The 21,861-nt window shown below is 62.9% G+C and carries 20 protein-coding genes and 1 tRNA gene; 5 read left to right on the plus strand and 16 right to left on the minus strand.

Annotated elements, in window-relative coordinates:
* Positions 1–4: 4 nt before the first annotated feature.
* A complete protein-coding gene (locus A0W34_RS18940; RefSeq protein WP_081558085.1) occupies positions 5–1,144 on the plus strand; it encodes a sulfotransferase family protein in 1,140 nt (379 codons plus the stop codon).
* Between the two features lie 72 nt (positions 1,145–1,216).
* Here the strand turns inward: A0W34_RS18940 and A0W34_RS18945 are convergent, their stop codons facing one another.
* The gene (locus tag A0W34_RS18945) at positions 1,217–2,062 is read right to left on the minus strand and encodes an alpha/beta fold hydrolase (RefSeq protein ID WP_081558086.1); all 846 of its coding nucleotides are present in this window, start codon (positions 2,060–2,062) and stop codon (positions 1,217–1,219) included.
* Positions 2,059–3,849: an N-acyl-D-amino-acid deacylase family protein gene (locus tag A0W34_RS18950; RefSeq protein ID WP_081558087.1), complete on the minus strand. Its 1,791-nt coding sequence runs from the start codon at positions 3,847–3,849 to the stop codon at positions 2,059–2,061. The genes A0W34_RS18945 and A0W34_RS18950 overlap by 4 nt, the downstream gene beginning before the upstream one ends.
* Positions 3,850–3,946: 97 nt before the next feature.
* Here A0W34_RS18950 and A0W34_RS18955 point away from each other — a divergent pair, with 97 nt between their 5' ends.
* Both A0W34_RS18955 and A0W34_RS33665 read left to right on the plus strand, forming a co-directional pair.
* A complete protein-coding gene (locus A0W34_RS18955; RefSeq protein WP_081558088.1) occupies positions 3,947–4,594 on the plus strand; it encodes a TetR/AcrR family transcriptional regulator in 648 nt (215 codons plus the stop codon).
* A gap of 394 nt (positions 4,595–4,988) precedes the next feature.
* Positions 4,989–5,114, plus strand: a complete 126-nt coding sequence (locus A0W34_RS33665; protein ID WP_003941303.1) for a hypothetical protein — start codon at positions 4,989–4,991, stop codon at positions 5,112–5,114.
* Positions 5,115–5,196: 82 nt separating this feature from the next.
* On the opposite strand, the gene dcm is transcribed toward A0W34_RS33665, so the two are convergent.
* Together dcm and A0W34_RS18965 are read right to left on the minus strand one after the other, a co-directional pair.
* The gene (dcm, locus tag A0W34_RS18960; RefSeq protein ID WP_081558089.1) at positions 5,197–6,492 is read right to left on the minus strand and encodes a DNA cytosine methyltransferase; all 1,296 of its coding nucleotides are present in this window, start codon (positions 6,490–6,492) and stop codon (positions 5,197–5,199) included.
* A 159-nt stretch (positions 6,493–6,651) separates the two neighbouring features.
* Positions 6,652–6,722 (minus strand) — tRNA-Cys (locus tag A0W34_RS18965).
* A 233-nt stretch (positions 6,723–6,955) separates the two neighbouring features.
* On the opposite strand from A0W34_RS18965, the gene A0W34_RS18970 reads away from it, so the two are divergent.
* Positions 6,956–8,224 carry a multidrug effflux MFS transporter gene (locus A0W34_RS18970; protein ID WP_100084653.1) on the plus strand — a complete coding sequence of 423 codons (1,269 nt, stop codon included), beginning with the start codon at positions 6,956–6,958 and terminating at the stop codon, positions 8,222–8,224.
* Here the strand turns inward: A0W34_RS18970 and mraY are convergent.
* Complete coding sequence (mraY, locus tag A0W34_RS18975; RefSeq protein WP_003941316.1) at positions 8,221–9,297, minus strand: phospho-N-acetylmuramoyl-pentapeptide-transferase; 1,077 nt, start codon at positions 9,295–9,297, stop codon at positions 8,221–8,223. The genes A0W34_RS18970 and mraY overlap by 4 nt on opposite strands.
* 85 nt (positions 9,298–9,382) lie before the next feature.
* Between mraY and A0W34_RS18980 the strand changes: the two genes are divergently transcribed.
* A complete protein-coding gene (locus A0W34_RS18980; RefSeq protein ID WP_020970065.1) occupies positions 9,383–9,916 on the plus strand; it encodes a MarR family winged helix-turn-helix transcriptional regulator in 534 nt (177 codons plus the stop codon).
* Positions 9,917–10,009: 93 nt separating this feature from the next.
* Here A0W34_RS18980 and A0W34_RS18985 read toward each other — a convergent pair whose 3' ends face one another.
* The 11 genes from A0W34_RS18985 to A0W34_RS19035 all read right to left on the minus strand — a co-directional run bounded on the left by A0W34_RS18985 (position 10,010) and on the right by A0W34_RS19035 (position 21,597).
* On the minus strand, positions 10,010–10,786 hold the full coding sequence (locus A0W34_RS18985; RefSeq protein ID WP_081558090.1) for an enoyl-CoA hydratase: 777 nt from the start codon (positions 10,784–10,786) through the stop codon (positions 10,010–10,012).
* A complete protein-coding gene (gene mmsB, locus A0W34_RS18990) occupies positions 10,786–11,679 on the minus strand; it encodes a 3-hydroxyisobutyrate dehydrogenase (protein WP_003941308.1) in 894 nt (297 codons plus the stop codon). The genes A0W34_RS18985 and mmsB overlap by 1 nt, the downstream gene beginning before the upstream one ends.
* 23 nt (positions 11,680–11,702) lie before the next feature.
* The gene (locus A0W34_RS18995) at positions 11,703–12,761 is read right to left on the minus strand and encodes an enoyl-CoA hydratase/isomerase family protein (protein WP_042923165.1); all 1,059 of its coding nucleotides are present in this window, start codon (positions 12,759–12,761) and stop codon (positions 11,703–11,705) included.
* Complete coding sequence (locus A0W34_RS19000) at positions 12,758–13,918, minus strand: isobutyryl-CoA dehydrogenase (RefSeq protein ID WP_007726145.1); 1,161 nt, start codon at positions 13,916–13,918, stop codon at positions 12,758–12,760. Before A0W34_RS19000 ends, A0W34_RS18995 begins: the two co-directional genes overlap by 4 nt.
* Before the next feature lie 14 nt (positions 13,919–13,932).
* Positions 13,933–15,450, minus strand: a complete 1,518-nt coding sequence (locus tag A0W34_RS19005) for a CoA-acylating methylmalonate-semialdehyde dehydrogenase (RefSeq protein WP_003941275.1) — start codon at positions 15,448–15,450, stop codon at positions 13,933–13,935.
* 129 nt (positions 15,451–15,579) lie between these two features.
* Positions 15,580–16,302 carry a copper homeostasis protein CutC gene (locus tag A0W34_RS19010; protein ID WP_050655248.1) on the minus strand — a complete coding sequence of 241 codons (723 nt, stop codon included), beginning with the start codon at positions 16,300–16,302 and terminating at the stop codon, positions 15,580–15,582.
* Position 16,303: 1 nt separating this feature from the next.
* Positions 16,304–17,083 (minus strand): glucosamine-6-phosphate deaminase, encoded by a 780-nt coding sequence (gene nagB, locus A0W34_RS19015; RefSeq protein WP_007726140.1) that lies wholly within the window; start codon positions 17,081–17,083, stop codon positions 16,304–16,306.
* A complete protein-coding gene (locus tag A0W34_RS19020; protein WP_081558091.1) occupies positions 17,071–18,312 on the minus strand; it encodes an N-acetylglucosamine-6-phosphate deacetylase in 1,242 nt (413 codons plus the stop codon). Before A0W34_RS19020 ends, nagB begins: the two co-directional genes overlap by 13 nt.
* Positions 18,309–19,982, minus strand: coding sequence for a phosphoenolpyruvate--protein phosphotransferase (gene ptsP / locus A0W34_RS19025; RefSeq protein ID WP_081558092.1), 1,674 nt, complete (start codon positions 19,980–19,982; stop codon positions 18,309–18,311). The genes A0W34_RS19020 and ptsP overlap by 4 nt, the downstream gene beginning before the upstream one ends.
* A complete protein-coding gene (locus tag A0W34_RS19030; protein WP_065456343.1) occupies positions 19,982–20,251 on the minus strand; it encodes an HPr family phosphocarrier protein in 270 nt (89 codons plus the stop codon). Before A0W34_RS19030 ends, ptsP begins: the two co-directional genes overlap by 1 nt.
* A 2-nt stretch (positions 20,252–20,253) precedes the next feature.
* Positions 20,254–21,597: a PTS transporter subunit EIIC gene (locus A0W34_RS19035; RefSeq protein ID WP_003941307.1), complete on the minus strand. Its 1,344-nt coding sequence runs from the start codon at positions 21,595–21,597 to the stop codon at positions 20,254–20,256.
* Positions 21,598–21,861: the final 264 nt, after the last annotated feature.

Raw genomic sequence — 21,861 nt, forward strand, 5'->3', positions numbered from 1 at the left:
CACCATGACTGAACGCACTCACGTCGGCACCGTCGAGGATCTCCACGCCTCGGCGACGCGGATGACCGGCCTGACGGACTTCGGCGTCGACGATTACACCGAAGCTCTGTCGGTCCTGCTCGAGTCCTACGACCGTGACGAGGATCTGACGCCCTTCGGCAGCAAGATCTCTCGGGTATTCCTTCGCGGCGCCCTGGTGGCACGTCTGCTCAGTGAATCCGCATGGAAGGAGCATCCGGAGCACGCCGACGTCAAGATCGAGCGGCCGATCTTCGTCACCGGATTGCCGCGCACCGGCACCACTGCCCTGCACCGCCTCCTCACGGTCGACCCGGCTCACCAGGGCCTGGAGATGTGGCTGACCGAGTTCCCCCAGCCTCGCCCGCCTCGCGATACTTGGGAGTCGAACCCGGTCTTCGCCAAGATCGAGCAGACGTTCGGCCAACACCACGTCGAGCATCCCGAATTCATGGGCGTGCACTACATGTCCGCCAGTGAAGTCGAAGAATGTTGGCAACTCTTGCGCCAGACGTTCAAGTCCGTGTCGTACGAGTGCCTGGCGAATCTACCCACGTACTCCGCATGGCTGAAGGACCAGGAGTGGTCGAACGCCTATGCACGACACAAGAAGAACCTGCAGTTGATCGGTCTGCCCGATCAGGATCGACGGTGGGTCCTAAAGAACCCGAGCCACCTGTTCGCGCTCGACGAATTGATGGAGGCGTACCCCGACGCTCTCGTCATCCAGACTCACCGCTCCCCTACGACGATCATTCCGTCGGTATGCAGCCTGGCCGCCCAGGCGACAGAGGGTTGGTCGAACACGTTCACCGACAAGGTGATCGGCGAAAGTCAGCTCGAATTGTGGGCCAGGGGGCTCGAGCAGTTCGACAGTGCACGCGTACACCACAATCCCGCACAGTTCATCGACGTCGACTATCAGGACTTCGTCACCGATCCGCTGGGAACCGTCGAGAATATCTACACGCACTTCGACATTCCGTTGACATCTACTGCGCAGCAGTCGATGGAGGCAATGCACGAGGAAAGCCGCTCCGGTGCTCGCAAACCTTCGCACAAGTACACGCTCGAGGAGTTCGGCCTGACGAAGGAGCAGGTGGAAGAGCGATTCGGAGCTCGCTGACCACGGTTGGTCGACGACCTTGCTGACAACTGAAGCCCCGCCGAACGGCGGGGGCTTCAGTACGAAACTCGGTCAGCTGCTGAAATGCTCACCGAGCAACCGATCCAACTCCGTCGGCGCCTCGTCGGGGATCCAGTGGCTCACACCCCGGAGAACTTCGAACCGGTACGGACCGTCGACAAACGCGGGGGTGAGCGCAGACCCCTCGGGTCCGATGGCGGCGTCGCCGTCACTCCAGACGTGCAGGGTCGGCACGGTGACCCTGGCAGTTGCGGGGTTCGGCTTGGTCATCCACATCGCGCGGTACCAGTTCAGACCGCCGCGTAGCCGACCGGGAGCCAGCATGGCGTTCAGATCGCGCCGCGCGTTCTCCGGCGTCTGCCCGCTCGAAATCAGGAACTTTTCACCCGCCGACGTGGAGGACAGAATCTTCTCGGGGACGAAGGGCAATTGGAACGCCCCCATGTACCACGACTTCAGTCCCTGTGTGCTGGTCACCATCGCCTTGATGAACGCCAGTGGGTGCGGAACCGACACCGCGGTCACGGTATCGAGCAAGTCCGGCCGTTCGGCGGCCACCTGCCATGCGACTGCGGCACCCCAGTCGTGGCCGACCAGGTGCACTTTGCCCACCCCGAGTGCGTCGATCAGTGCGACAGTGTCAGCGGCGAGTTCGGACCCGCGGTACGCCCAGCGCGCTTTCGGCCGCGCGCCGGGTGAGTACCCTCGCTGATCCGGTGCGACGGTCCGGAAGCCGCGGTCGTGCAGTAGCGGTGCGAGCTGATCCCACGAGCTCGAATCCTGCGGAAATCCGTGCAGGAGAACCACCACCGGACCGTCTGCCGGACCTTCGTCGCGTACGTCGAAGGTCAGCCCGGTCCGGGAGTACGAGGTGAGGCGATCCGCCGGTGTAGTCATAGCGCCACGCTAGTCTTCGCGGCCCTGGTAACCGGAGCCTTTTCACCGGCACGCAGGAACTGACCTGTCTTTTCGATTCCGAATCCGGGGGCGAATTCACCGTCGCGGTAGACGAGTCGGCCGTTGATCACCGTAGCGACCGCTGCGTCGTCGCTGCGGTTGACCATCCGGCTGATCCCGCCGTACTCGGGCACGTTTGCCTCGAACAACCCGTCGACCGACTCGTCGAGGCCGGCCGGGTCGATGACAACGAAGTCCGCGCGGTCACCCTGGCGCAGATGTCCGGCGTCGATGCCGTACCAGTCCGCCAGTTCGCCGGTCAGTCGATGGATTGCGCGCTCGATGGTGAGGAACGGCTTGCGGTCACTCTGAGCGTCCTTGACGCGCTTGAGGAGCCGCACGGGGTAGTTGTAGAACGCCATGTTGCGCAGATGTGCGCCGGCATCGCCGAAGCCCATCTGCACACCGGAACTCGCGGCGAGTTTCTTCGCGAACTTGGGCCGGTGATTGGCAATGGTGGTGCGCCAGCGAAGATCTCGCCCGTACTTCACCACCAGGTCGAGGTACGCGTCCACCGGGTGCACTCCGCGGATGTCACCGACCTGACCGAAGTTCTTGCCGATCAACGTCTCGTCCGGGCATCCCACGATGACCGCATCGTAGAAATTGCGATGCCAGATGCGGGGTGAGAACTTGTTGTCGTAGTCCTTACGAAATGCGCGACGGTACGACTCGTCCTGGAGCAGTTCGTTGCGCTCCACCTGGTCCTTGAGGTGCAAAGCGGCGGCGCCGGCACCGAACTCCTCGAACACGACGAGGTCGATTCCATCCGCGTAGACGGTGAAGGGAACCGGAAGGTGCTGCCACTTGAAATCGGTCTTGGCGAAGCGATTGAGCAGTGGGGCCGCAGCGAGCATGAAGTACACGATCACCGGGTAGGCCTTCGAATCCGCGCCGGAGAGCAGCGACGTCTTGAGCGGCTTCTTGCGTCCGATCGCGGAGCTTTCGGCGAAGAACGCCGCGACGTTCGGATGCAGGTTGATGGTCGGAGCGCTCTGCAAGATCTTTCCGCGATCGCGAAGGATGCGGTTGAGGAATCGGAACTCTTTCCACCGTGCATACGTCGACGGCAAAGAGCGAGAACGATATTCGTCGCCGTCGATCTTGTCGAGGGCATTGGTCATCGACGACAGGCCCAGCATCCCAGCGTCGATGGCATCCTCGAGCATCGAGCCCATCCGGCCGAGTTCCGAGCGAGTCGGCTTGACCTTCTTGTCGGTACCGCGCCCCAGTCCGAGTACGTGCGTGCGGATGTCGGAATGACCGATGAAGGCCGCGACATTGGGTCCGAGGGGAAGGGCTTCGAGGGCGGCGGTGTAAGCCGCGGGACCGGTCCAGGTCTTGTTCGCTTCGAGGATGCGCAGCACCGCGTCGTGGGGAACTGCTTCGACCCGGCTGAACAGATCCGCAATCTCGCGCGGGGTCGAATACACCGTCGACAGCGAGCAATTGCCGAGCACGACCGTCGTGACGCCGTGGCGAACCGATTCCGGAAGCCCTGGACTGACCAAGGCTTCGGCGTCGTAGTGCGTGTGGACGTCGACAAAACCGGGGAGAACCCACTTGCCGGCCGCGTCGATCACTTCTGTGTCCGGCCCGATCTCGAGGCGCGTCGTGGACACCTCCGCGACCACGCCGTCTCGAATTCCGAGATTACGACGCAGACCTGGAGCCTCCGTCCCGTCGAACCACAACCCGTCGTTGACCACGATGTCGAAAGCAGACACTGTCGGACTCCTCGCCTCACGTATGTGTTACCTCACGTTATAGACAGCGTTGAGTAAAAGTCAATGAACCTTCCGAACCAATACATAAGATGACGGAATGGCTGCAGTCCCCCGCTCCCCCGAAGACCGTCAGAGGCAAATCCTCGAGGTGGCAGTACAGATGCTGCGGACCGAGCCTTTCGACCAACTGTCGATGGATCGCGTCGCAGCCGAGGCCGGTGTCTCGCCGCCACTGCTGTTCCACTACTTCAAGAACAAGAAGGGTTTCCAGAACGCCATCCTCGAGGCCGCCTCGGCCGATCTCGAAGATCGAATGCGACCGGATCCCGAGCTACCCATCACGTCCCAGCTGCACTCAGGTATCGAGACATTCGTCGACGCCGTTATCGAGCACCCCACCATTTACCTCGCCGTGATGCGTATGGCCGGCAGTGGTGACGTCCGAATGCGCACGATCTACCGAGGCATGCGCCGCACTTTCACCACGTGGATTGTCGCTGCGCTGACGAATCTAGGCATCGAATCGAATGCGACCGTGGAGGCGACAATCGCCGGGTGGCAGGCATTCATGGAGGAAATCGTCGTCAACTGGATCGACGAGCCGACGCTCGAGCGAGGCGAAATGGTCGACCTCTGCGAACGAATTTTCTACCACTGCCTACCGGCAGCGGGCATCAGCGTGGAGCAAATAGTGGCAGCCACCGTTGTCGCGACGGCCAGTGAGTCCGGCGCAACACAACTGTGATCTTCGTGCCGGGGTTTCACAGGTGGTCACGATTGGGTATCTTGCTTGCAGTGGCACTGGACCACGACCCCAACACATGAAGGATCCAACATGGAGTCTGTCGAAAACGTATTGCCCGAGGGTGTCAAGCTCGAAGACGTCTTGAGTGTCCTCAAGGTCGCAGTTGCGGGCATCGGCCTCATCAGCGCACTTTCGGCATTCAGCTGATCGCAAAGCGTCATCGACAGGCCGGACTTCGGGGAGTCCGGCCTGTTTTTTGTTTACATTCCTGAACAATCCGTGAACTTTTCAGCAACTTCAGCGCAAAGCGGTCATTTCGACCCAAACAAGCGTCCAGTTTGCTAATTTGTGTCTGCGACACAAGGTCGTACAGAAACACCACGCAGACACAACCTTGTACATACACACCTGTACATACGACACGGAGGACCGAAACATGGGTTCCATCAACACCCTCAGCGCCGTCATCGACATCATCAAGGTCGTCCAGCCGTTGATCGCCAAGCTCAACCTCAGCTGATTCGCTTGCACCACACCCCTGCCAGGGCGTAACTCGAAATGGGGCCGACATCGTCGGCCCCATTTTCCGTCGGTGCTCCATCTCAGCCGAGTGCCTTCTTGATCTCTCCTGCCAGTACCGACGCCAGCTGCGGTGGCACCGCATTGCCGATCATCGTGCGCACCGCTCCCCACTTACCCTCGAAGACGTAGTCGTCGGGAAAGGTCTGGAGGCGAGCAGCTTCTCGAACGGTCAACGATCGCGTGTGTTTCGGATGCACGTTGCGTGAAGCCGAGATCATCCCGAAAGTGGTTCCGACCGTGGACGCCGGCTCGTCCCACCGGAGGCGCTTGTACGTCGTGTTGTACCCGGACGACGGTCGCATGGCCGGATCTTCGTTGTCGTGAGCCGACATTCCTTCCGGCACATCACGCAGCCACCGCAAGACGTGCTCGGGATGTTCGACGGCCCAGTGCAGCGGGTCCGTCTCGCAGGCCTGCCCGGATTCCAGCGGGGCCAGGTCGACGGTGGCGTCGCGGAAAGTCCTCAGCGGTGCAACATCATTCACGCCGTGAGTCTTCGGCGGGAAACGCAGCGGCCCGATACCACTGTCGCGGCGGGTCGCCACGATGAACACTCGTTCCCGGAACTGCGGCACTCCGTAATCCTGCGCATTCACCGTGTTGACCGAGGCGTCATAACCGCATGCAGCCATCTCGCCGAGAATCCGGTCGACGACCATCCCACCGTCCGGGTCCTTCATGCTGAGCAGCAGTCGCACGTTTTCCATCACCACGACCTTCGGCTTCACCAGTTCGGCGAGCTGCAGCAGGTTCCGGAAGAGATGGTTGCGCGGATCGTCGCGGTCTCGCCGGCCGGCAAGGCTGAACCCCTGACACGGCGGTCCCCCAGCCAACACATCGATGTCCACTTGTGCCAGAAGATCTTTCACCCGGGCTTCGTCGATCGCCCGAATGTCCTCGCCGAGGCACTTCGCGCCGGGGAAGTTCCGATCGAAGGTCGCACGCGCCTCCGGCACGACTTCGATGTATCCCTCCACCGAAAACCCCGCCATCCGAAAGCCTTCGGCCATACCGCCACAACCCGAGAACGCTGCCAATACGGTGGGGCCGCCGCTTCCTGCCCCCGCGACGGCACGCCGGGCCACCGAGGCGGGGTCGTTGACCGGTGTCGCTCGACGCGCACGGGTACTACCGCTCGATCGCTTCCGGGGGGCCGCGTACGTGCCCTCACGCTTGGCCGCTTCCAACGCGGAGAGGGCCGTGAGGACTGCTCGCTCAACCAGCGGCTTCGGATATGCCTTGTCGAGTTCCCACGCGGAGACGACTGCTGACGAGACTCCCGCTTGGCGGGCGAACTGGAACTGACTGATCCCCACGTGCAAGCGCCGCGATCGCAGGTCCTGTCCCGAAATCAATTCAGTGCCTCACTCATGTGGTCCGCTCGCTCCGGCAGCCCAGACTATCGCAGCCGACCCCGCGAACCAGGACCACACAAGAGAGACCGGCAGGCGATATGCCTGCCGGTCTCCGACACGAGCGGATGACGGGACTCGAACCCGTGTGAACGGCTTTGCAGGCCGGTGCCTAGCCACTCAGCCACACCCGCGTCAGTGAGTAACTCTGCCCTGAGTGACGATCTCGAACCACAGTTCCGCTCAGCATGATTCGAGTGCATTCTCACCAAGCGTTCCAGTCTCTGGGAAAAGTGCGGGCCTTTCGGGAACAAATCGGTCAGTCTCGATGCTGACTCCCTCGGTGGGCGCAGGTCATTCGATTGCGGCCCGACTTTCGACCGAACGACCGAGCAATTCGCCAGACCCAGACACCCCAGAAGGTTTCATGAGTGCCGAGAACACCGCCATCGCCCCGCCTGTGAAGGCAGCTCCGCTCTTGGAGACGGCCCCGCTGGATACGAGCAGTGTCGACCGCAAGCCGAGCGTCGGGAAGATTCTTGCCCTCGGTTCCATGACCGCGCTCGGGCCCTTCACCATCGACATGTACCTGCCCGCGCTGCCGGATATCGGCGCCGATCTCGGAGTCTCGTCGTCAACGGTTCAGCTGACGATCACCGGAACTCTCATCGGCCTCGCACTCGGACAGCTGTTGGTCGGGCCGCTCTCGGACACTCTCGGCCGCAAGAAGCCGCTGCTCGCCGGGATCGGTGTGCACATCCTGGCTTCGCTGCTGGCGGTCTTCGCACCGAGCATCGCTGTCCTCGGCATCCTGCGGGTTTTCCAGGGCATGGGCGCGGCGGCCGCGGCAGTGGTCACCATGGCGATCGTGCGCGACCTCTACAGCGGTAACACCGTTGCCGTCGTGATGAGCCGGCTGATGCTCGTGCTCGGCGTTGCGCCGATCCTGGCGCCCAGCATCGGTGGCGCCCTCCTCGTCGCCCTCGACTGGCGCGGGATCTTCGTCGTCCTGGCACTGATCGGCGTCGGCACGGCGATGATCGGTGCGTTCGGACTGTCCGAAACATTGCCGAAGGAAAAGCGTCGCCCGAGCGGATTGACGTCGGTTCTCCGTACCTACGGTTCGCTGCTCGGCGACCGCACGTTCATGGTCCTCACGCTCGTCTCCAGCGTCGGCATGGCGTCGTTGTTCGCGTATGTCTCGGGCGCGTCGTTTGTCTATCAGGATCAGTACGGCCTCAACCAGCAGGAGTTCGCGCTGCTCTTCAGCGCAGGCGCTATCGCGTTGATCGGCGCTTCCCAGGTCAACGTCCGACTGCTCGACCGGTGGACTCCTCAGCAGATCACCAAGTGGGCCCTCGTGGCTGCCGTTGTCTCCGGGGCCGTCGTCATTGCTGTCGCGGTCCTGGAACTGGGCGGGCTCGCTGGATTCGTGATCGCACTGTGGGTCATGGCCGGCGCCATCGGGTTCGTTCTGCCCAACGCCCCGGCACTGGCGCTCGCTCGTCACGGCGAAGCGGCCGGTACTGCCGCCGCAATGCTCGGTGCATTCCAGTTCGGCGTCGGTGCGGCCATCGCGCCGGCCGTCGGCCTACTGGGAAACACGAGCACAGCCCTGGCCGTCACGATGACGGCGTGTGTGTCGCTCGGTCTGATCGCTCTTCTGGCTACGACCCGAAAGAGTGAATCGGTCTAACCGGCAGCGGAGAACCACTCGCTGTAGAAGGTGGCAAGTCCCAGGACGCACGAGATCGCGACGAAGATCCAGAATCTTGCGATCACGACGGTTTCCGGCCAACCGAGTAACTCGAAGTGATGATGGATCGGGGCCATCTTGAATACGCGTCGACCGGACGATCGGAAGACCAGAACCTGGATGATCACCGACAGGATCTCAGCGACGAACAGGGCGCCGATGATGACCATCAGCAGCTCGGTGTGCGTCGTGACGGACAGGCCGACAACCAGGCCGCCGAGTGCCAAGGAGCCGGTGTCGCCCATGAAGATCTGAGCCGGGGCGGCATTCCACCAGAGGAAGCCGAGGCACGCCCCGCCTGCGGCGGCAGCGACGATCGCTAGATCGAGAGGGTCACGAACGTCGTAGCAACCGGCGGCAGGCTCGAGGACACACGAGTTCCGGTACTGCCAACCGGCGATGACGACGTAGGTCCCCAGGATCATGCCCATCGAACCGGCCGCGAGACCGTCGAGGCCGTCGGTGAAATTGACGGCGTTGGACCAGGCGAACACCAGAATGCAGAAGAAGACCACAAAGCCGATGGCACCCATGGAGAACACCGAGATGTCACGAACATGGGACAGGTACTGGCTTCCGGGAGTGACTCCGTTGTTGTTGGAGAACTGCAGGAACAAAATGCCGAAGATGATGGCACTCGCCAGCTGACCGACGGTCTTCGCTGTCTTGTTGAGCCCGAGATTGCGCTTCTTACGGATCTTGATGAAGTCGTCGAGAAAGCCGACGATTCCCAGTGACGTGGCGAGCGCGAGAACCAGCCAACCGGATGCAGACAGCCGCGGTAGCCGCGAGCCGAATCCGATGATGTGTGCCGCCAGGTAGCCCGCCCACATACCGGCGATGATCGCGATCCCGCCCATCGACGGGGTGCCACGCTTGCCCTGATGACTCTGCGGACCCTCGATCCGAATCTCGTGCCCGAGCCCCTGCCGCGAAAGCACACGAATGAGAAACGGAGTCAGGAAGAGCGCGACGAACAACGAGACGCCACCCGCTACGAGGATTGAAATCACCCGTGGGACTCTACAGACGTAAGCGGCTGCGACACACAATCAGACAAGGCACCCGACCGCTTGCCAGCATGGGATGATCGAACTTATGTCTCCCCCCGCGCCGCTCCCCCTCGACCCCATCGAAGAGGCGCATCGTCAGTGGACGAAGCACGGTTGGAGCGATGTCGCCGACGGTATGGCTGCGGTCACGTCGGTGATGCGTGCGCAGCAGATCATGATGGCGCGGGTCGAAGAGGTACTCAAGCCTCTCGGGCTGACCTTCGCCCGCTACGAACTGCTGACGCTTCTCACCTTCACCAGGTCGGGCGCACTCCCGATGGCCAAGGCAAGTGCCCGACTCCAGGTTCACCCCACCAGCGTCACCAATGCCGTCGACCGTTTGGAGAAAGCGGAGTTGGTCAGGCGGGTCCCGCATCCCAGCGATCGCCGTGCAACGCTCATCGAGATCTCGGACGCCGGTCGCGCACTGGCCCTCGAAGCCACCGAAATGCTCAACAGCAAGGTGTTCGCTCACCCCGGACTCCAGCAGGACAAGCTCGAGCAATTGGTGACGATCCTCACTGAACTTCGCAAGACTGCGGGTGACTTCGACACCGGCGGCGCACCGACCAAGTGGTGAACCGACCACCCGTACACACAAAGAAACTGCCCTCACACTCTCGACGAGTGTGAGGGCAGTTTCAGCGCTGTTGAAATTCGGCGCTGTTGAAATTCAGCGATGCTTGAATTCTGCCGACCGCTTCTCCACGAACGCGGTCATGCCTTCCTTCTGATCCTCCGTCGCGAAGGTCGAGTGGAACACCCGACGCTCGAAGCGGACGCCCTCGGCGAGGGTGGTCTCGAAGGAGCGGTTGACTGCTTCCTTGGCCATCATCGCAATCGGCAGCGACATCTCGGCGATGGTGGTTGCGGTCTTCAGGGCATCGTCGAGCAGATCGGCGGCCGGAACGATCCGGGCAACCAGGCCTGCACGTTCGGCTTCTTCTGCGTCCATGTTGCGGCCGGTGAGGCACAGCTCCATGGCCTTGGCCTTGCCCACGGCGCGCGTAAGGCGCTGCGAGCCACCGATACCCGGAATGACACCGAGCTTGATCTCGGGCTGGCCGAACTTCGCGGTATCCGAAGCGATGATGAAATCGCAGAGCATCGCAAGCTCGCAGCCACCACCGAGCGCGTATCCGGAGACGGCGGCGATCAGCGGCTTACGAGCTGCTGCGACGCGATCCCACGGGGTGAAGAAATCCTCGACGTATGCGTCCATGTACGTCTTGGACTGCATTTCCTTGATGTCGGCACCGGCGGCGAAGGCGCGCTCGGAACCGGTGATCAGGATGGCTCCGATGCCGTTGTCCGCCTCGAGGTCGGCAACCGCGGCGACGACCTCGTTCATCAGCTCGGAGTTCAGCGCGTTGAGAGCCTTCGGGCGGTTGAGCGTGATGACGCCGACGCGACCCTTACGCTCGAGGATGATGGTGTTGAAGTCGGCCACTACTGTCCTTCGGTCGAACGGTCACGGATGTCGTTGATGATGGCAGAGAAGTCCTGACCGCCACCGCCCGCGGCATGGAAGCGACTGTAGAGTTCCGCGGCCTTGAGTCCGATCTCCGCATCGACGCCGTTGTTGCGCAGCGCATTTGCTGCCAGACCCAGGTCCTTGTCCATCAGTGCAACAGCAAAGCCAGGCTGGTAGTCGTTGTTGGCCGGGCTGGTGGGCACAGGTCCCGGAACCGGGCAGTTGGTAGTCAGTGCCCAGCACTGCCCCGAGGCGTTGGACGCCACGTCGAAGAGCGCCTGGTTGCTCAGGCCGAGCTTTTCGCCCAACACGAACGCCTCGCTGATCGCGATCATCGAAATGCCGAGGATCATGTTGTTGCAGATCTTGGCTGCCTGGCCGACACCGGCGTCGCCGCAGTGAACGACCTTGCGGCCCATCACGTCCAGCAACGGTGACGCGGCTTGGAAGTCAGCCTCGGAACCGCCGACCATGAATGCCAGCGTGCCTGCGGTAGCCCCGACGACTCCACCGGAGACCGGTGCGTCGACGCTGCGGTGACCGGCCGCTTCGGCCTTGTCGTGTGCCTCGCGGGCGTCGGCGACGTCGATGGTGGAACAGTCGATGAACAGCGTGCCCGGTGTTGCCACCGGCAGCAGCTCTTCGTACAGACCCAGAACGTGCTTACCGCTCGGCAGCATCGTGATCACGACGTCGGCACCGCGAACGGCGTCGACCGCCGAATCCGCCACCGATGCACCGTCTTTGACTGCCTGCTCCAGCGCCGCAGGTGCCAGGTCGAAACCGACGACCTTGTGTCCGGCCTTGACGAGATTGGCCGCCATCGGGCCACCCATGTGACCGAGTCCGATAAATCCAATGGTGCTCATTAGTGATGCTCCTTCGGCGGTGATCAGTTGCCTTGCGGTTGAGGGGCGAGTCCGAGCTCGTTGTCGCCCAGCGGGGCGAAGTAGGCGTCGACGGATTCTGCCGTGACGTCGTCGAGAGTTGCCGGCAACCACTTCGGGTTTCGGTCCTTCTCCACGACCTGGGCGCGAATGCCCTCGACCAGATCGTGTGAGGCGAGCGCAGCGGTCGAGACCCGGAACTCCTCGTTGAGGACTTCTTCCAAGCTTGCTGCTTCCTTGGCATGCCGCAGGGATCGCAGGGTCACCGACAATGCAATCGGGGACTTGCCGAGAATCTGCTCCGCTGCCTTCTCCGCTTCGGGGATTCCACTTGCGCGAAGACGCTCGACGATGGTGGATACGTCGTCGGCGGAGTACGCGGCGTCGATCCAGCTCTGCTGGGCCAACAGTTCCGACACCGGAGCCGGCTCCGCGTACTGCGCCACGGCGTCGGCAACCGAAGACGACGCGAGTGCGGCGATGAACGTCTCGATGTTCTCCGACGGGATGAAGTGGTCAGCGAAACCTGCTGCGATGGCATCGCCGGCGCTCAGTCGCGCCGTGGTGAGCGCGATGTGCGTCCCGAGTTCACCGGGAGCACGCGAGAGCAGGTAAGTTCCGCCCACGTCTGGAATGAAACCGATTCCGGTCTCGGGCATTCCGATCATCGAGCGCTCGGTCACGATGCGAATGTCGCCGTGTGCGGACACTCCGACGCCACCGCCCATGACGATCCCGTCCATGATCGCGACGTACGGCTTCGGGTAGTTCGCGATCTCGGAGTTGAGGATGTACTCCTCACGCCAGAAGTCGAGCGAACCGGTCTTGCCGTCCTTGGCGTCATGGTAGATCGAGACGATGTCGCCGCCGGCGCACAGACCACGCTCGCCGGCGCCCGTGAGTACGACTGCCTTGACGTCGTCGTCGGACTTCCATTCCTCGAGGGCCTTGGCCATCGCCTTGACCATCGAGTGGTTGAGGGCATTGATCGCCTTGGGACGGTTGAGAGTGATGAGCCCCAGTCCGTCACGCTTTTCGATCAATACCTCGAGCTCGTCGCTCATGCTGCTCCTTGCTTTCCCTGACCTGATGCGACCACGCTGCGCGCGATGACCACCCTCATGATCTCGTTGCTGCCTTCGAGGATCTGATGAACCCGAAGATCGCGGACGATCTTCTCGATCCCGTACTCAGCAAGATAGCCGTACCCGCCGTGAAGCTGGAGAGCCTTGTTGGCTACGTCGAACCCGGTGTCGGTGGCAAAGCGCTTGGCCATCGCACACAACTCCACGACGTCGGACGCTCCGTCTTCGAGTGCGGCAGCGGCGCGCCACAGCAACGTCCTGGCCGCTTCGAGTTCGGTACGCATGTCGGCGAGCTGGAACTGCAGGGCCTGCGACTCGATCAGTGCCGAACCGAAAGCTTTGCGGTCCACCAGATATGCGACTGCCTTCTCCAGCGCTGCCTGGGCCCCACCGACCGAACAGGCGGCGATGTTCAGCCGGCCGCCGTTGAGACCTTTCATGGCGATGCGGAATCCGCTGCCCTCTTCACCGAGCATGTTGGCGGCAGGAACTCGCACGTCTTCGAAGATCACCTGACGGGTGGGCTGCGCGTTCCAGCCCATCTTGACCTCGTTGGCACCGAAGGACAGTCCGGGCGAATCCTTGGGCACGATGAACGCCGAGATCCCCTTGGCGCCGGCAGATCCGGTGCGCGCCATCACGACGTACACGTCGGAAGTGCCTGCGCCGGAGATGAACTGCTTGACGCCGTTGAGGATGTAGTCGTCACCGTCGCGAACGGCCTTGGTGCTCAGGCCCGCAGCATCGGAGCCAGCGCCGGGTTCGGTGAGGCAGTAGCTGCCCAGTTGATCCATCGAGCAGAGTCCGGGAACCCACTTGTGGCGCTGTTCGTCGTTGCCGAACTGGTCGATCATCCACGTGACCATGTTGTGGATGGAGATGTACGCGGCGATCGACGGATCGCCCTTGGCCAGCTCTTCGAAGATCCGGGCAGCGTCGACGCGACTCAGCTCACTGCCACCCACGTCTTCACGAATGTAGATACCGCCCATTCCCAGGGACGCCGCCTTACGGAGGACGTCCACCGGGAAATGCTTGGTCTGATCCCACTCCACTGCGTTGGGCGCCAGATGCTCGGCCGCGAAGTCGCGGGCAGTGTCACGAATCGCCCGCTCGTCATCGGTCAGAGTAAACATGGAAAGTGTTCCGATCAGTTCATCGTGGGGATGACGAAGTGGTTGGTCTCTTCCTTCTTGCCGGAAGGCCAGCGCTGCGTCACGGTCTTGGTCTTGGTGTAGAAGCGGAAGGAGTCGGGACCGTGCTGGTTCAGGTCACCGAATCCGGAGCGCTTCCAGCCACCGAAGGTGTGGTACGCGATCGGGACCGGGATCGGCACGTTCACGCCGACCATGCCGACGTTGACGCGAGCGGTGAAGTCACGCGCGGTGTCGCCGTCGCGGGTGAAGATGGAGACGCCGTTGCCGTACTCGTGTTCGGTCGGAAGACGCAGTGCCTCTTCGTAATCGGCAGCGCGGACCACCTGAAGGACGGGTCCGAAGATCTCTTCCTTGTAGATGCGCATGTCCGAGGTGACGTTGTCGAACAGGGTTGCGCCGGCGAAGAATCCACCTTCGTGGCCTTCGAGGGTGAAGCCGCGGCCGTCGACGACTGCCGTTGCGCCCTCGTCGATGCCGATCTGCACGTAGTTGTTGACGCGGTCGAGGGCATCCTGGCAAACGAGCGGTCCGAAATCGACGCCTTCGTCGTCACTGCGACCGATCTTGAGCTTCGCGACGCGCTCCTTCAGCTTCGCGACAAGAGCGTCCGCGGTCTCCTCGCCGACGGGAACGGCAACCGAGATGGCCATGCAACGCTCGCCGGCGCTGCCGTAGCCCGCACCGATCAGGGCGTCGGCAACCTCGTCGAGGTCGGCGTCCGGCATGACGATCGCGTGGTTCTTGGCGCCACCGAAGCACTGTGCGCGCTTGCCGTGAGCTGCGGCCGTCTCGTAGATGTACTGAGCGATCGGCGTGGAGCCGACGAAGCCGACGGCCTTGATGCGATCGTCGGTGAGCAGAACGTCGACAACTTCCTTGTCACCGTTGACCACGTTGAACACACCCGCGGGCAGTCCCGCTTCGAGGAACAACTCGGCCAGGCGCAGCGGCACGGAGGGGTCGCGCTCGGAGGGCTTGAGGATGAAGGCGTTACCGGCGGCGAGGGCGGGGCCGGCCTTCCACAGCGGGATCATCGCGGGGAAGTTGAAGGGCGTGATACCGGCGACGACGCCGAGCGGCTGACGCATGGAGTACACGTCGATGCCGGTGCCGGCACTCTCGGTGAATTCACCCTTGAGCAGGTGCGGAGCGCCGACGGCGAACTCGATGACCTCGAGGCCACGCTGGATGTCGCCCTTGGCGTCGGCGACGGTCTTGCCGTGCTCGGACGAGAGGAGGCGGGCCAGAGAATCCATCTCGGCCTGGGCGAGCTGCAGGAACTTCATCAGCACGCGGGCACGCTTCTGCGGGTTGAACGCTGCCCACACCTGCTGCGCCTCTTCGGCATTGGCGATGATGGCTTCGGTCTCGGCCTTGCTCGCGAGGGGAACGCGGGCCTGCACCTTGCCGGTGTTGGGATCGAACACGTCCGCAAATCGATCAGATGTCCCGGGAACACGCTTGCCACCGACGAAGTGCGTCAACTCGTGAACCGTCGCATTTTCAACCATTGTGCTAACCCGTTCCTTGCTCGTATGGACCGCCCAGGAGGCAGCAGTGAATATGTCTACCATCCTATAGTTGGATGTCCATGTATGTCTAGAGCCCAAGGGCTGTGCGCCTTTATTAACCGCGGGGGGTTAATAAAGGCGCACAGCGCGGAGCGCGGCTGCCGCTTCCTGCGCGACTACTGCATCGGTGACGTCGTATCCGTCCGATCCCCCACCAGGTCCGCCGGAAACTGCGACAACCTTGCGCGCCGAGAGATGCACCGCATCGACGCCGACGGCGGCGATTGCCGGGATGTCGTCGACGGTTATTCCGCCACCGGCCATGATCTGGATCCGGCCCGCGGCATGTTCGACCATTCGACCGATCTCGTCGAGTCCCTCATTGCAAGTGTCCGCACCCCCGGACGTCAGCACGCGGGTCACGCCCAGGTCGATCAGTTCGTCCAGCGCGGTCAGACGGTCGGTCACCACGTCCATCGCACGATGTACTGTCACCTCGACTCTCGCCCGGTCCACGCATCCGATGATGCGGCGCAGCACGACGGTGTCGATCGAATTGTCTTCTGTCAGCGCGCCGATCACGATGCCGGAAGCTCCACCGGCCACAGCAGCATGTACGTCGTGCTCCATCACCCACACTTCGTCGGGTGAGAACACAAAACCTCCGGCGCGCGGACGGATCAGCGGGTGAACCGCGATCCCCACTTCCGACACAGCCTCGATCACTCCGATGCTGGGCGTCAATCCCCCCGTCGGGCCGAGTGCCGCACACAACTCGACTCGAGTCGCTCCCACCGAACGCGCGATCCTCGCCCCCCGCACGTCCTGCACAGCCAGCTCCAGAACCGTCATGTCAGAAGGACTGCCACGACGGCTTGTGTTCGAGCGCATACCGGTAGTAGTCGGCAAGTTTGAGTGAACTGGCCGCAGCTTCGTCGATGACGACGGTGACATGGCGATGCAATTGCATCACCGAAGCCGGGCAGAAGGCAGACAACGGACCTTCGACGGCAGCGGCGATCGCGTCAGCCTTGCCTTCTCCGGTCGCGATCATCACCAGATGCCTTGCATCGCTGATGGTTCCGAGCCCCTGGGTGAGCACGTGATGTGGGACGTCGTCCACACCGTCGAAGAAGCGTGCGTTGTCGATCCGGGTCTGCTCGGTCAGCGTCTTCACGCGGGTTCTCGAGGTCAACGACGATCCGGGCTCGTTGAAGCCGATGTGGCCGTCGGTACCGATGCCGAGCAACTGCACGTCCACTCCCCCGGCCGCCGCGATGCTCTGGTCGTACCGGGCGATCTCCTGCTCCGGGCACGGCGCTTCACCGTTGGGACTGGACACCATCGCGGGATCCAGGTTGACGTGATCGACGAACTCCGACCGAATCACCGAGTAGTACGACTGCGGATGGCGTTTCGGCAATCCCAGGTACTCGTCGAGCAGGAATGCCCGAGCCAGCGAGAAGTCGAGTTCGGCGTCGCGATGCCTCGCTGCCAGTTCACGATAGGTTCCGATCGGCGACGACCCCGTTGCGAGACCGAGCGTCGTCGCCCCGGCTCTGACGTAGCCTTCGACGATGTCCGCGACGGTCGAGTCGACCTCCGCGGGTGTCGGCTGAATTACGATTTCCATGATTTTTCCTTTCCGGCGACTTTTCCGCCGAGTAGTACACGCCCCAGGCGCAAGTGACGATCGGTGATCAGGATGTCGGCTCGGCAGCCCACGGCTAGCGATCCGATCAGGTCGCCAAGTCCCAGCAGACGCGCTGGGCTCCGAGTTGCCGCTGCCACAGCGTCTTCCAGCGCGACGCCGCCGTCGAAGACAGTGCTGCGAAGCACGTCGAGCAATCTTGCAGTCCCTCCGGCGATGGCACCGGAACTGCCGTCGGTGGTCGCGAGTCTTGCCACTCCGTCGGCAACCGTGACGTCGAGCGCACCGAGTTGGTAGTCGCCGTCGTCCATTCCCGCCGCGGCCATCGAATCACTGACCAAGGCGATCTGGTCCGGTCCGACAGCGTCGAAGACCATCGACACGGTCTCGGGCGCAAGATGCACACCGTCTGCGATCAGTTCCACCACCATCTCGCCTCTCGCGGCACCCGCCAGGCACGCCGCGACGGGACCCGGAGATCGATGGTGCAGGGGCGGCATCCCGTTGAAGAGGTGGGTCGCGCTGATCTGTCCGGCCCAATCCCCCTGCACCGCAGCATCGATCCGCGCCGACGTCGTTGCCGCGTCGGCATCGGTGTGACCGAAACTCGGCACGATGTTGCGATGACGCATGATCGCGAGCAACTCTTCGAAATTCTCGGTCTCGGGCGCCAAGGTCATGGACCGCACGGTCCCACGCGCGGCGTCACACACGGCTTCGAGCAGATCCGGATCACCGGGAATGATCGCCGCCGGATCCTGGGCACCGCAGCGGACGCCGTTGATGAACGGCCCCTCGAGGTGGATACCCAGAAGTTCTCCGCGTTCGACCAGATCGGCGAGCATCGTTGCTTGTCGCACCAGATCTGCGCGCGGTGCGGAGACCAGGCTGGCCAGCATTCCGGTCGTGCCGTGCTCACAATGATGCGCCGCCGCGCGGCTCGCTCCATCGGCGTCGGTGTTCGGGAAACCAGCACCCGCGGCGCCGTGGCTGTGGACATCGATCAGGCCGGGCATGATCACCGCGTCGGTGCGTTCCGGAATGACGACGACGGGTGTGGACGCCACATAGTCCGCAGCCGAGCCGACCCAACTGATCTTTTCGCCGTCCACTACGACGACTCCGTCGTGAATCTTCCCGGCCGGAGATCCGATCACAGTTCCCCGCAATACGATCGGATCGCCGACAGTAGCCGAGCCTGATGTACTCATGCCGACTCGCGAATCCGCGCGACGGCCGCTCTACCCTCGATCGGGTTTCGCGCGCCCCGCGCCGCCGCGGCCATGTCCTTGCACACCGCCAGATCGAGAGAGACCAGTTGCGCGCGAACTGCGCCCAATGCCGGGACCGACATCGACAGACTCGTCACGCCCAAACCGACCAGAACCGGAGCCAACAGCGGGTCCGACGCGGATTCTCCGCACACACCAACAGGTTTTCCGGCATCGGCGCCCGCCTGACCGACCATCGCGATCAGATCGAGGACCGCCGGCTGCCACGGATCGAGCAGTTGCGCCAGGCCTCCGGCCATACGATCCACGGCGCAGGTGTACTGGCTCAGATCATTGGTACCGATACTGACAAAATCGAGGTGCTCGAGGATATCCTTCGCCCGCAACGCTGCAGCTGGAACCTCGATCATTGCTCCGACCTTGCCGATCCCCCGCGAACGCGCAAGTTCTGCAAAGTCTTTCGCCTCGTCGGCCGTAGCTACCATCGGCGCCATGACCCACAGATCGGCGCCCGTCGCATCGCCTGCCGCCGCGAGGGCGTCGAGCTGGCTGATGAGCGTGTCGGGATAAACCGTGCCGACACGGAGCCCGCGGATACCAAGGGCCGGATTCTCCTCGACCCCGAGATCGAGAAACGGCAACGGCTTGTCCGAACCCGAATCGAGAGTGCGGACCACCACCTTCTGTCCGGCGAAGTGCCCGAGCACCGACGCGTACGTCTGTGCTTGCTCCTCCACCGACGGTGCGTCGTGACGCCCGAGATACGAGAATTCGGTACGAAACAGTCCGACGCCCTCGCAATCCGCCGCTCCGGCCCGCGCGGCGTCCTCGAGGGTTCCGATGTTGGCCGACAACCTCACCGCGAACCCGTCACGCGTGCGTCCTGGACCCTGTGCCGAAGCCGACTGCTCTGCCACGAACGATGCTTCGAGGACAGCGCGCTCGCGCGTTTCTGCCGAGGGATCGATGGTGACCGTCCCGGTGGTGCCGTCGAGGATGAGAAGTTTCCCCTCCGCCAGCAGATCGGTTCCCGAACAGTTGACCACGGCCGGGATTCCGAGCGACTTCGCCAAGATAGCCGTATGGCTGGTCGGACCTCCTTCGGCAGTCAACAATCCGACCACGTCACTGGTGCCCAGCGTCGCTGTATCCGCCGGAGCGAGGTCGCGCGCCACCAGTATGTACGGGTAACCGGGAGTGGGGATTCCGGGCATCGGCTCCCCGCGAAGAACGGCCACGGCTCGCTGCCCGAGATCGCGCAGATCGGTTGCCCGTTCGGCCATGTACCCGCCGAGCGCCGTGAGCTTTTCACAGAAGGCGTCGAAGGCAACTGCGACGGCGTGTGCGGTCGGCAGCCCCGATTCCAGGTTCGCCTTGGCCGCCTTCACGATGCCCGCGTCGCGCGCCATCGCAGCCGACGTCGTCAGGATCTCCGCGGAGACGCCCTCGACTGTCTTTGCACGCGAGAGCAATTCCTCCGCGACGGCGTCCAGTGCCTCACGGATCCTGATCAGCTCCGCCTCGGGACTGCCTGTGATCGGGTCCGACGCCGAGGTCGGCTCAGGCGTGGAGAATCGCAACCACGGCGCGCAGACCGAACCCGCGCTCACTCCGATACCCGCGATGCGGTTGTCCACACTCGCCGTCATCAGGCGTCGTCCAGTTCGGATGCGAGAAGCTCTGCGAGCGAACCGACCGCAGCGTCGGCGCCGTCACCGTCAGCACGCAAGGTCACCGAATCCCCGAATGCTGCACCGAGAGTCATGACAGACAACATGCTGGAGGCATCGACGGGTTCGCCGTCGCCGAGCGCGATGGTGACGTCTACCGGTAGATCGGCTGCGGCGCGCGCGAAGAGCGCTGCGGGTCGTGCGTGGAGTCCGACGCGGGATCCGATTGTCGTGGTTGCGATCGCCATGTTCAGCGTCCTTCCAGTTCCTTGTCGAGCTTGTTTTCCAGTTCGGCGACGAGCGGGGCGTCGGTGCGGCTGTCACCTTCGGCAGCCAGTGCCAGTTCGGCTTCGAGCAGCGCTGGGTCGGGCTCACCTGCAGCCACCTCGACCTCTTCTTCTCGTCCTGGCGTGCGCAGATTCCACTTCTTGATGACGAAGCTGAAAAGGAAGTAGTAGATCACGGCGTAGCCGAGTCCGATCGGGATCAACATCCATGCGTTGGTTGCCTTGCCGAAGTTCAACACGTAGTCGAAGAAGCCTGCGGAGAACGTGAATCCGTCGTGAATCCCGAGCGCATTGACCAAGGCCATCGACGTTCCGGTCAGGAGCGAGTGGATGACGTACAGGGGCCACGCGACGAACATGAAGGAGAATTCGAGCGGCTCGGTGATACCGGTGAGGAATGCGGTCAGGCCGGTGGAGAGCATGATGCCGCCGACGAGCTTCTTCTGAGAAGGCTTGGCGTTACGCCAGATTGCGAAGGCTGCAGCGGGGAGGGCGAACATCATGATCGGAAAGAAGCCGGTCATGAACGTACCGGCGGAGGGGTCGCCGGCGAAGAACCGGTTGAGGTCACCGCGAACGATCTGACCGCTCGCGTCCTGGTAGTCGCCGATCAGGAACCACACGGCGGAGTTCAAGATGTGGTGCAGGCCCGTGGGGATCAGGAGGCGGTTCGCTGCGCCGTAAATGCCGCCGCCCACAACGGTATTGGAAGCAACTGCTTCACCGACCCAGTTGAGGCCGGAGTTGAACAAGGGGTACACGAATGCCATCAGGACACCGACCACAAGACCGGTGATCGCTGTCAGGATGGGAACGAGCCTGCGCCCGTTGAAGAACCCGAGATAATCGGGAAGCTTCGTTCGATAGAACCGCTGCCACAAGATCGCCGACAGCAAGCCCATCACGATACCGGCGAGCACCCCGTAGTTGATCAGGGATTGATCCCCGTTCGGGTCCGTCTTCCCTTCGAGGACGATCGGCGACATCGCCTTGAACACGCCGTCGATCACCATGTAGCCGACGACGGCTGCCAAGGCAGTCGATCCGTCGGCCTTCTTGGCCCAGCCGATCGCGATACCGACGGCGAAGATCAGCGGCAGCCACGTGAAGACTGCTTGTCCTGCCGCAGAGATCACTGCAGCAGCACTGTGCATCGAACTGAATCGCCCGAGCAGGTCGTCCTGGCCGAGGCGGAGCAAGATTCCCGCAGCCGGCAGAACGGCGATCGGAAGCATCAAGCTTCGGCCGAGGCGTTGAACCCCGGCGAACACTTTCGATTCCTTCTTCGGGGTGTCTTCGAGAGTCATCAAGGACCTTCTTCGTTCGCCGGGCCGCGTCGCGATCGGCCGCTGGTTCTGGAAATTCGGGTGTCGTACACGTGCAGGTTTCGTGAAAATGCAGGTCACGGTTCTTGCTCGGAAGTGAGGCCGAAACCGTTTTGTCGAAACTGTTGTGGAGCCGGACTTCCAACGGGTACTGTCCGGTCATAACCAGTTGTAGTTTTACCTGGTGGAGGCGAGTTGTCAACACCCAAATGTGACATACGTAACCGGGATAGCCTTGACCAGCAA

The sequence above is a fragment of the Rhodococcus sp. BH4 genome (assembly GCF_002079265.1).
GTDB classification, from domain to species: Bacteria; Actinomycetota; Actinomycetes; order Mycobacteriales; family Mycobacteriaceae; genus Rhodococcus_F; species Rhodococcus_F qingshengii.

Coding starts and splice junctions, on each gene's coding strand:
- A0W34_RS18940 (WP_081558085.1), top strand. CDS start 5: ATGACTGAACGCACTCACGTCGGCACCGTCGAGGATCTCCACGCCTCG.
- A0W34_RS18945 (WP_081558086.1), bottom strand. CDS start 2,062: ATGACTACACCGGCGGATCGCCTCACCTCGTACTCCCGGACCGGGCTG.
- A0W34_RS18955 (WP_081558088.1), top strand. CDS start 3,947: ATGGCTGCAGTCCCCCGCTCCCCCGAAGACCGTCAGAGGCAAATCCTC.
- A0W34_RS18970 (WP_100084653.1), top strand. CDS start 6,956: ATGAGTGCCGAGAACACCGCCATCGCCCCGCCTGTGAAGGCAGCTCCG.
- A0W34_RS18980 (WP_020970065.1), top strand. CDS start 9,383: ATGTCTCCCCCCGCGCCGCTCCCCCTCGACCCCATCGAAGAGGCGCAT.
- mmsB (WP_003941308.1), bottom strand. CDS start 11,679: ATGAGCACCATTGGATTTATCGGACTCGGTCACATGGGTGGCCCGATG.
- A0W34_RS18995 (WP_042923165.1), bottom strand. CDS start 12,761: ATGAGCGACGAGCTCGAGGTATTGATCGAAAAGCGTGACGGACTGGGG.
- A0W34_RS19000 (WP_007726145.1), bottom strand. CDS start 13,918: ATGTTTACTCTGACCGATGACGAGCGGGCGATTCGTGACACTGCCCGC.
- A0W34_RS19005 (WP_003941275.1), bottom strand. CDS start 15,450: ATGGTTGAAAATGCGACGGTTCACGAGTTGACGCACTTCGTCGGTGGC.
- A0W34_RS19010 (WP_050655248.1), bottom strand. CDS start 16,302: ATGACGGTTCTGGAGCTGGCTGTGCAGGACGTGCGGGGGGCGAGGATC.
- nagB (WP_007726140.1), bottom strand. CDS start 17,083: ATGGAAATCGTAATTCAGCCGACACCCGCGGAGGTCGACTCGACCGTC.
- A0W34_RS19020 (WP_081558091.1), bottom strand. CDS start 18,312: ATGAGTACATCAGGCTCGGCTACTGTCGGCGATCCGATCGTATTGCGG.
- ptsP (WP_081558092.1), bottom strand. CDS start 19,982: ATGACGGCGAGTGTGGACAACCGCATCGCGGGTATCGGAGTGAGCGCG.
- A0W34_RS19030 (WP_065456343.1), bottom strand. CDS start 20,251: ATGGCGATCGCAACCACGACAATCGGATCCCGCGTCGGACTCCACGCA.
- A0W34_RS19035 (WP_003941307.1), bottom strand. CDS start 21,597: ATGACTCTCGAAGACACCCCGAAGAAGGAATCGAAAGTGTTCGCCGGG.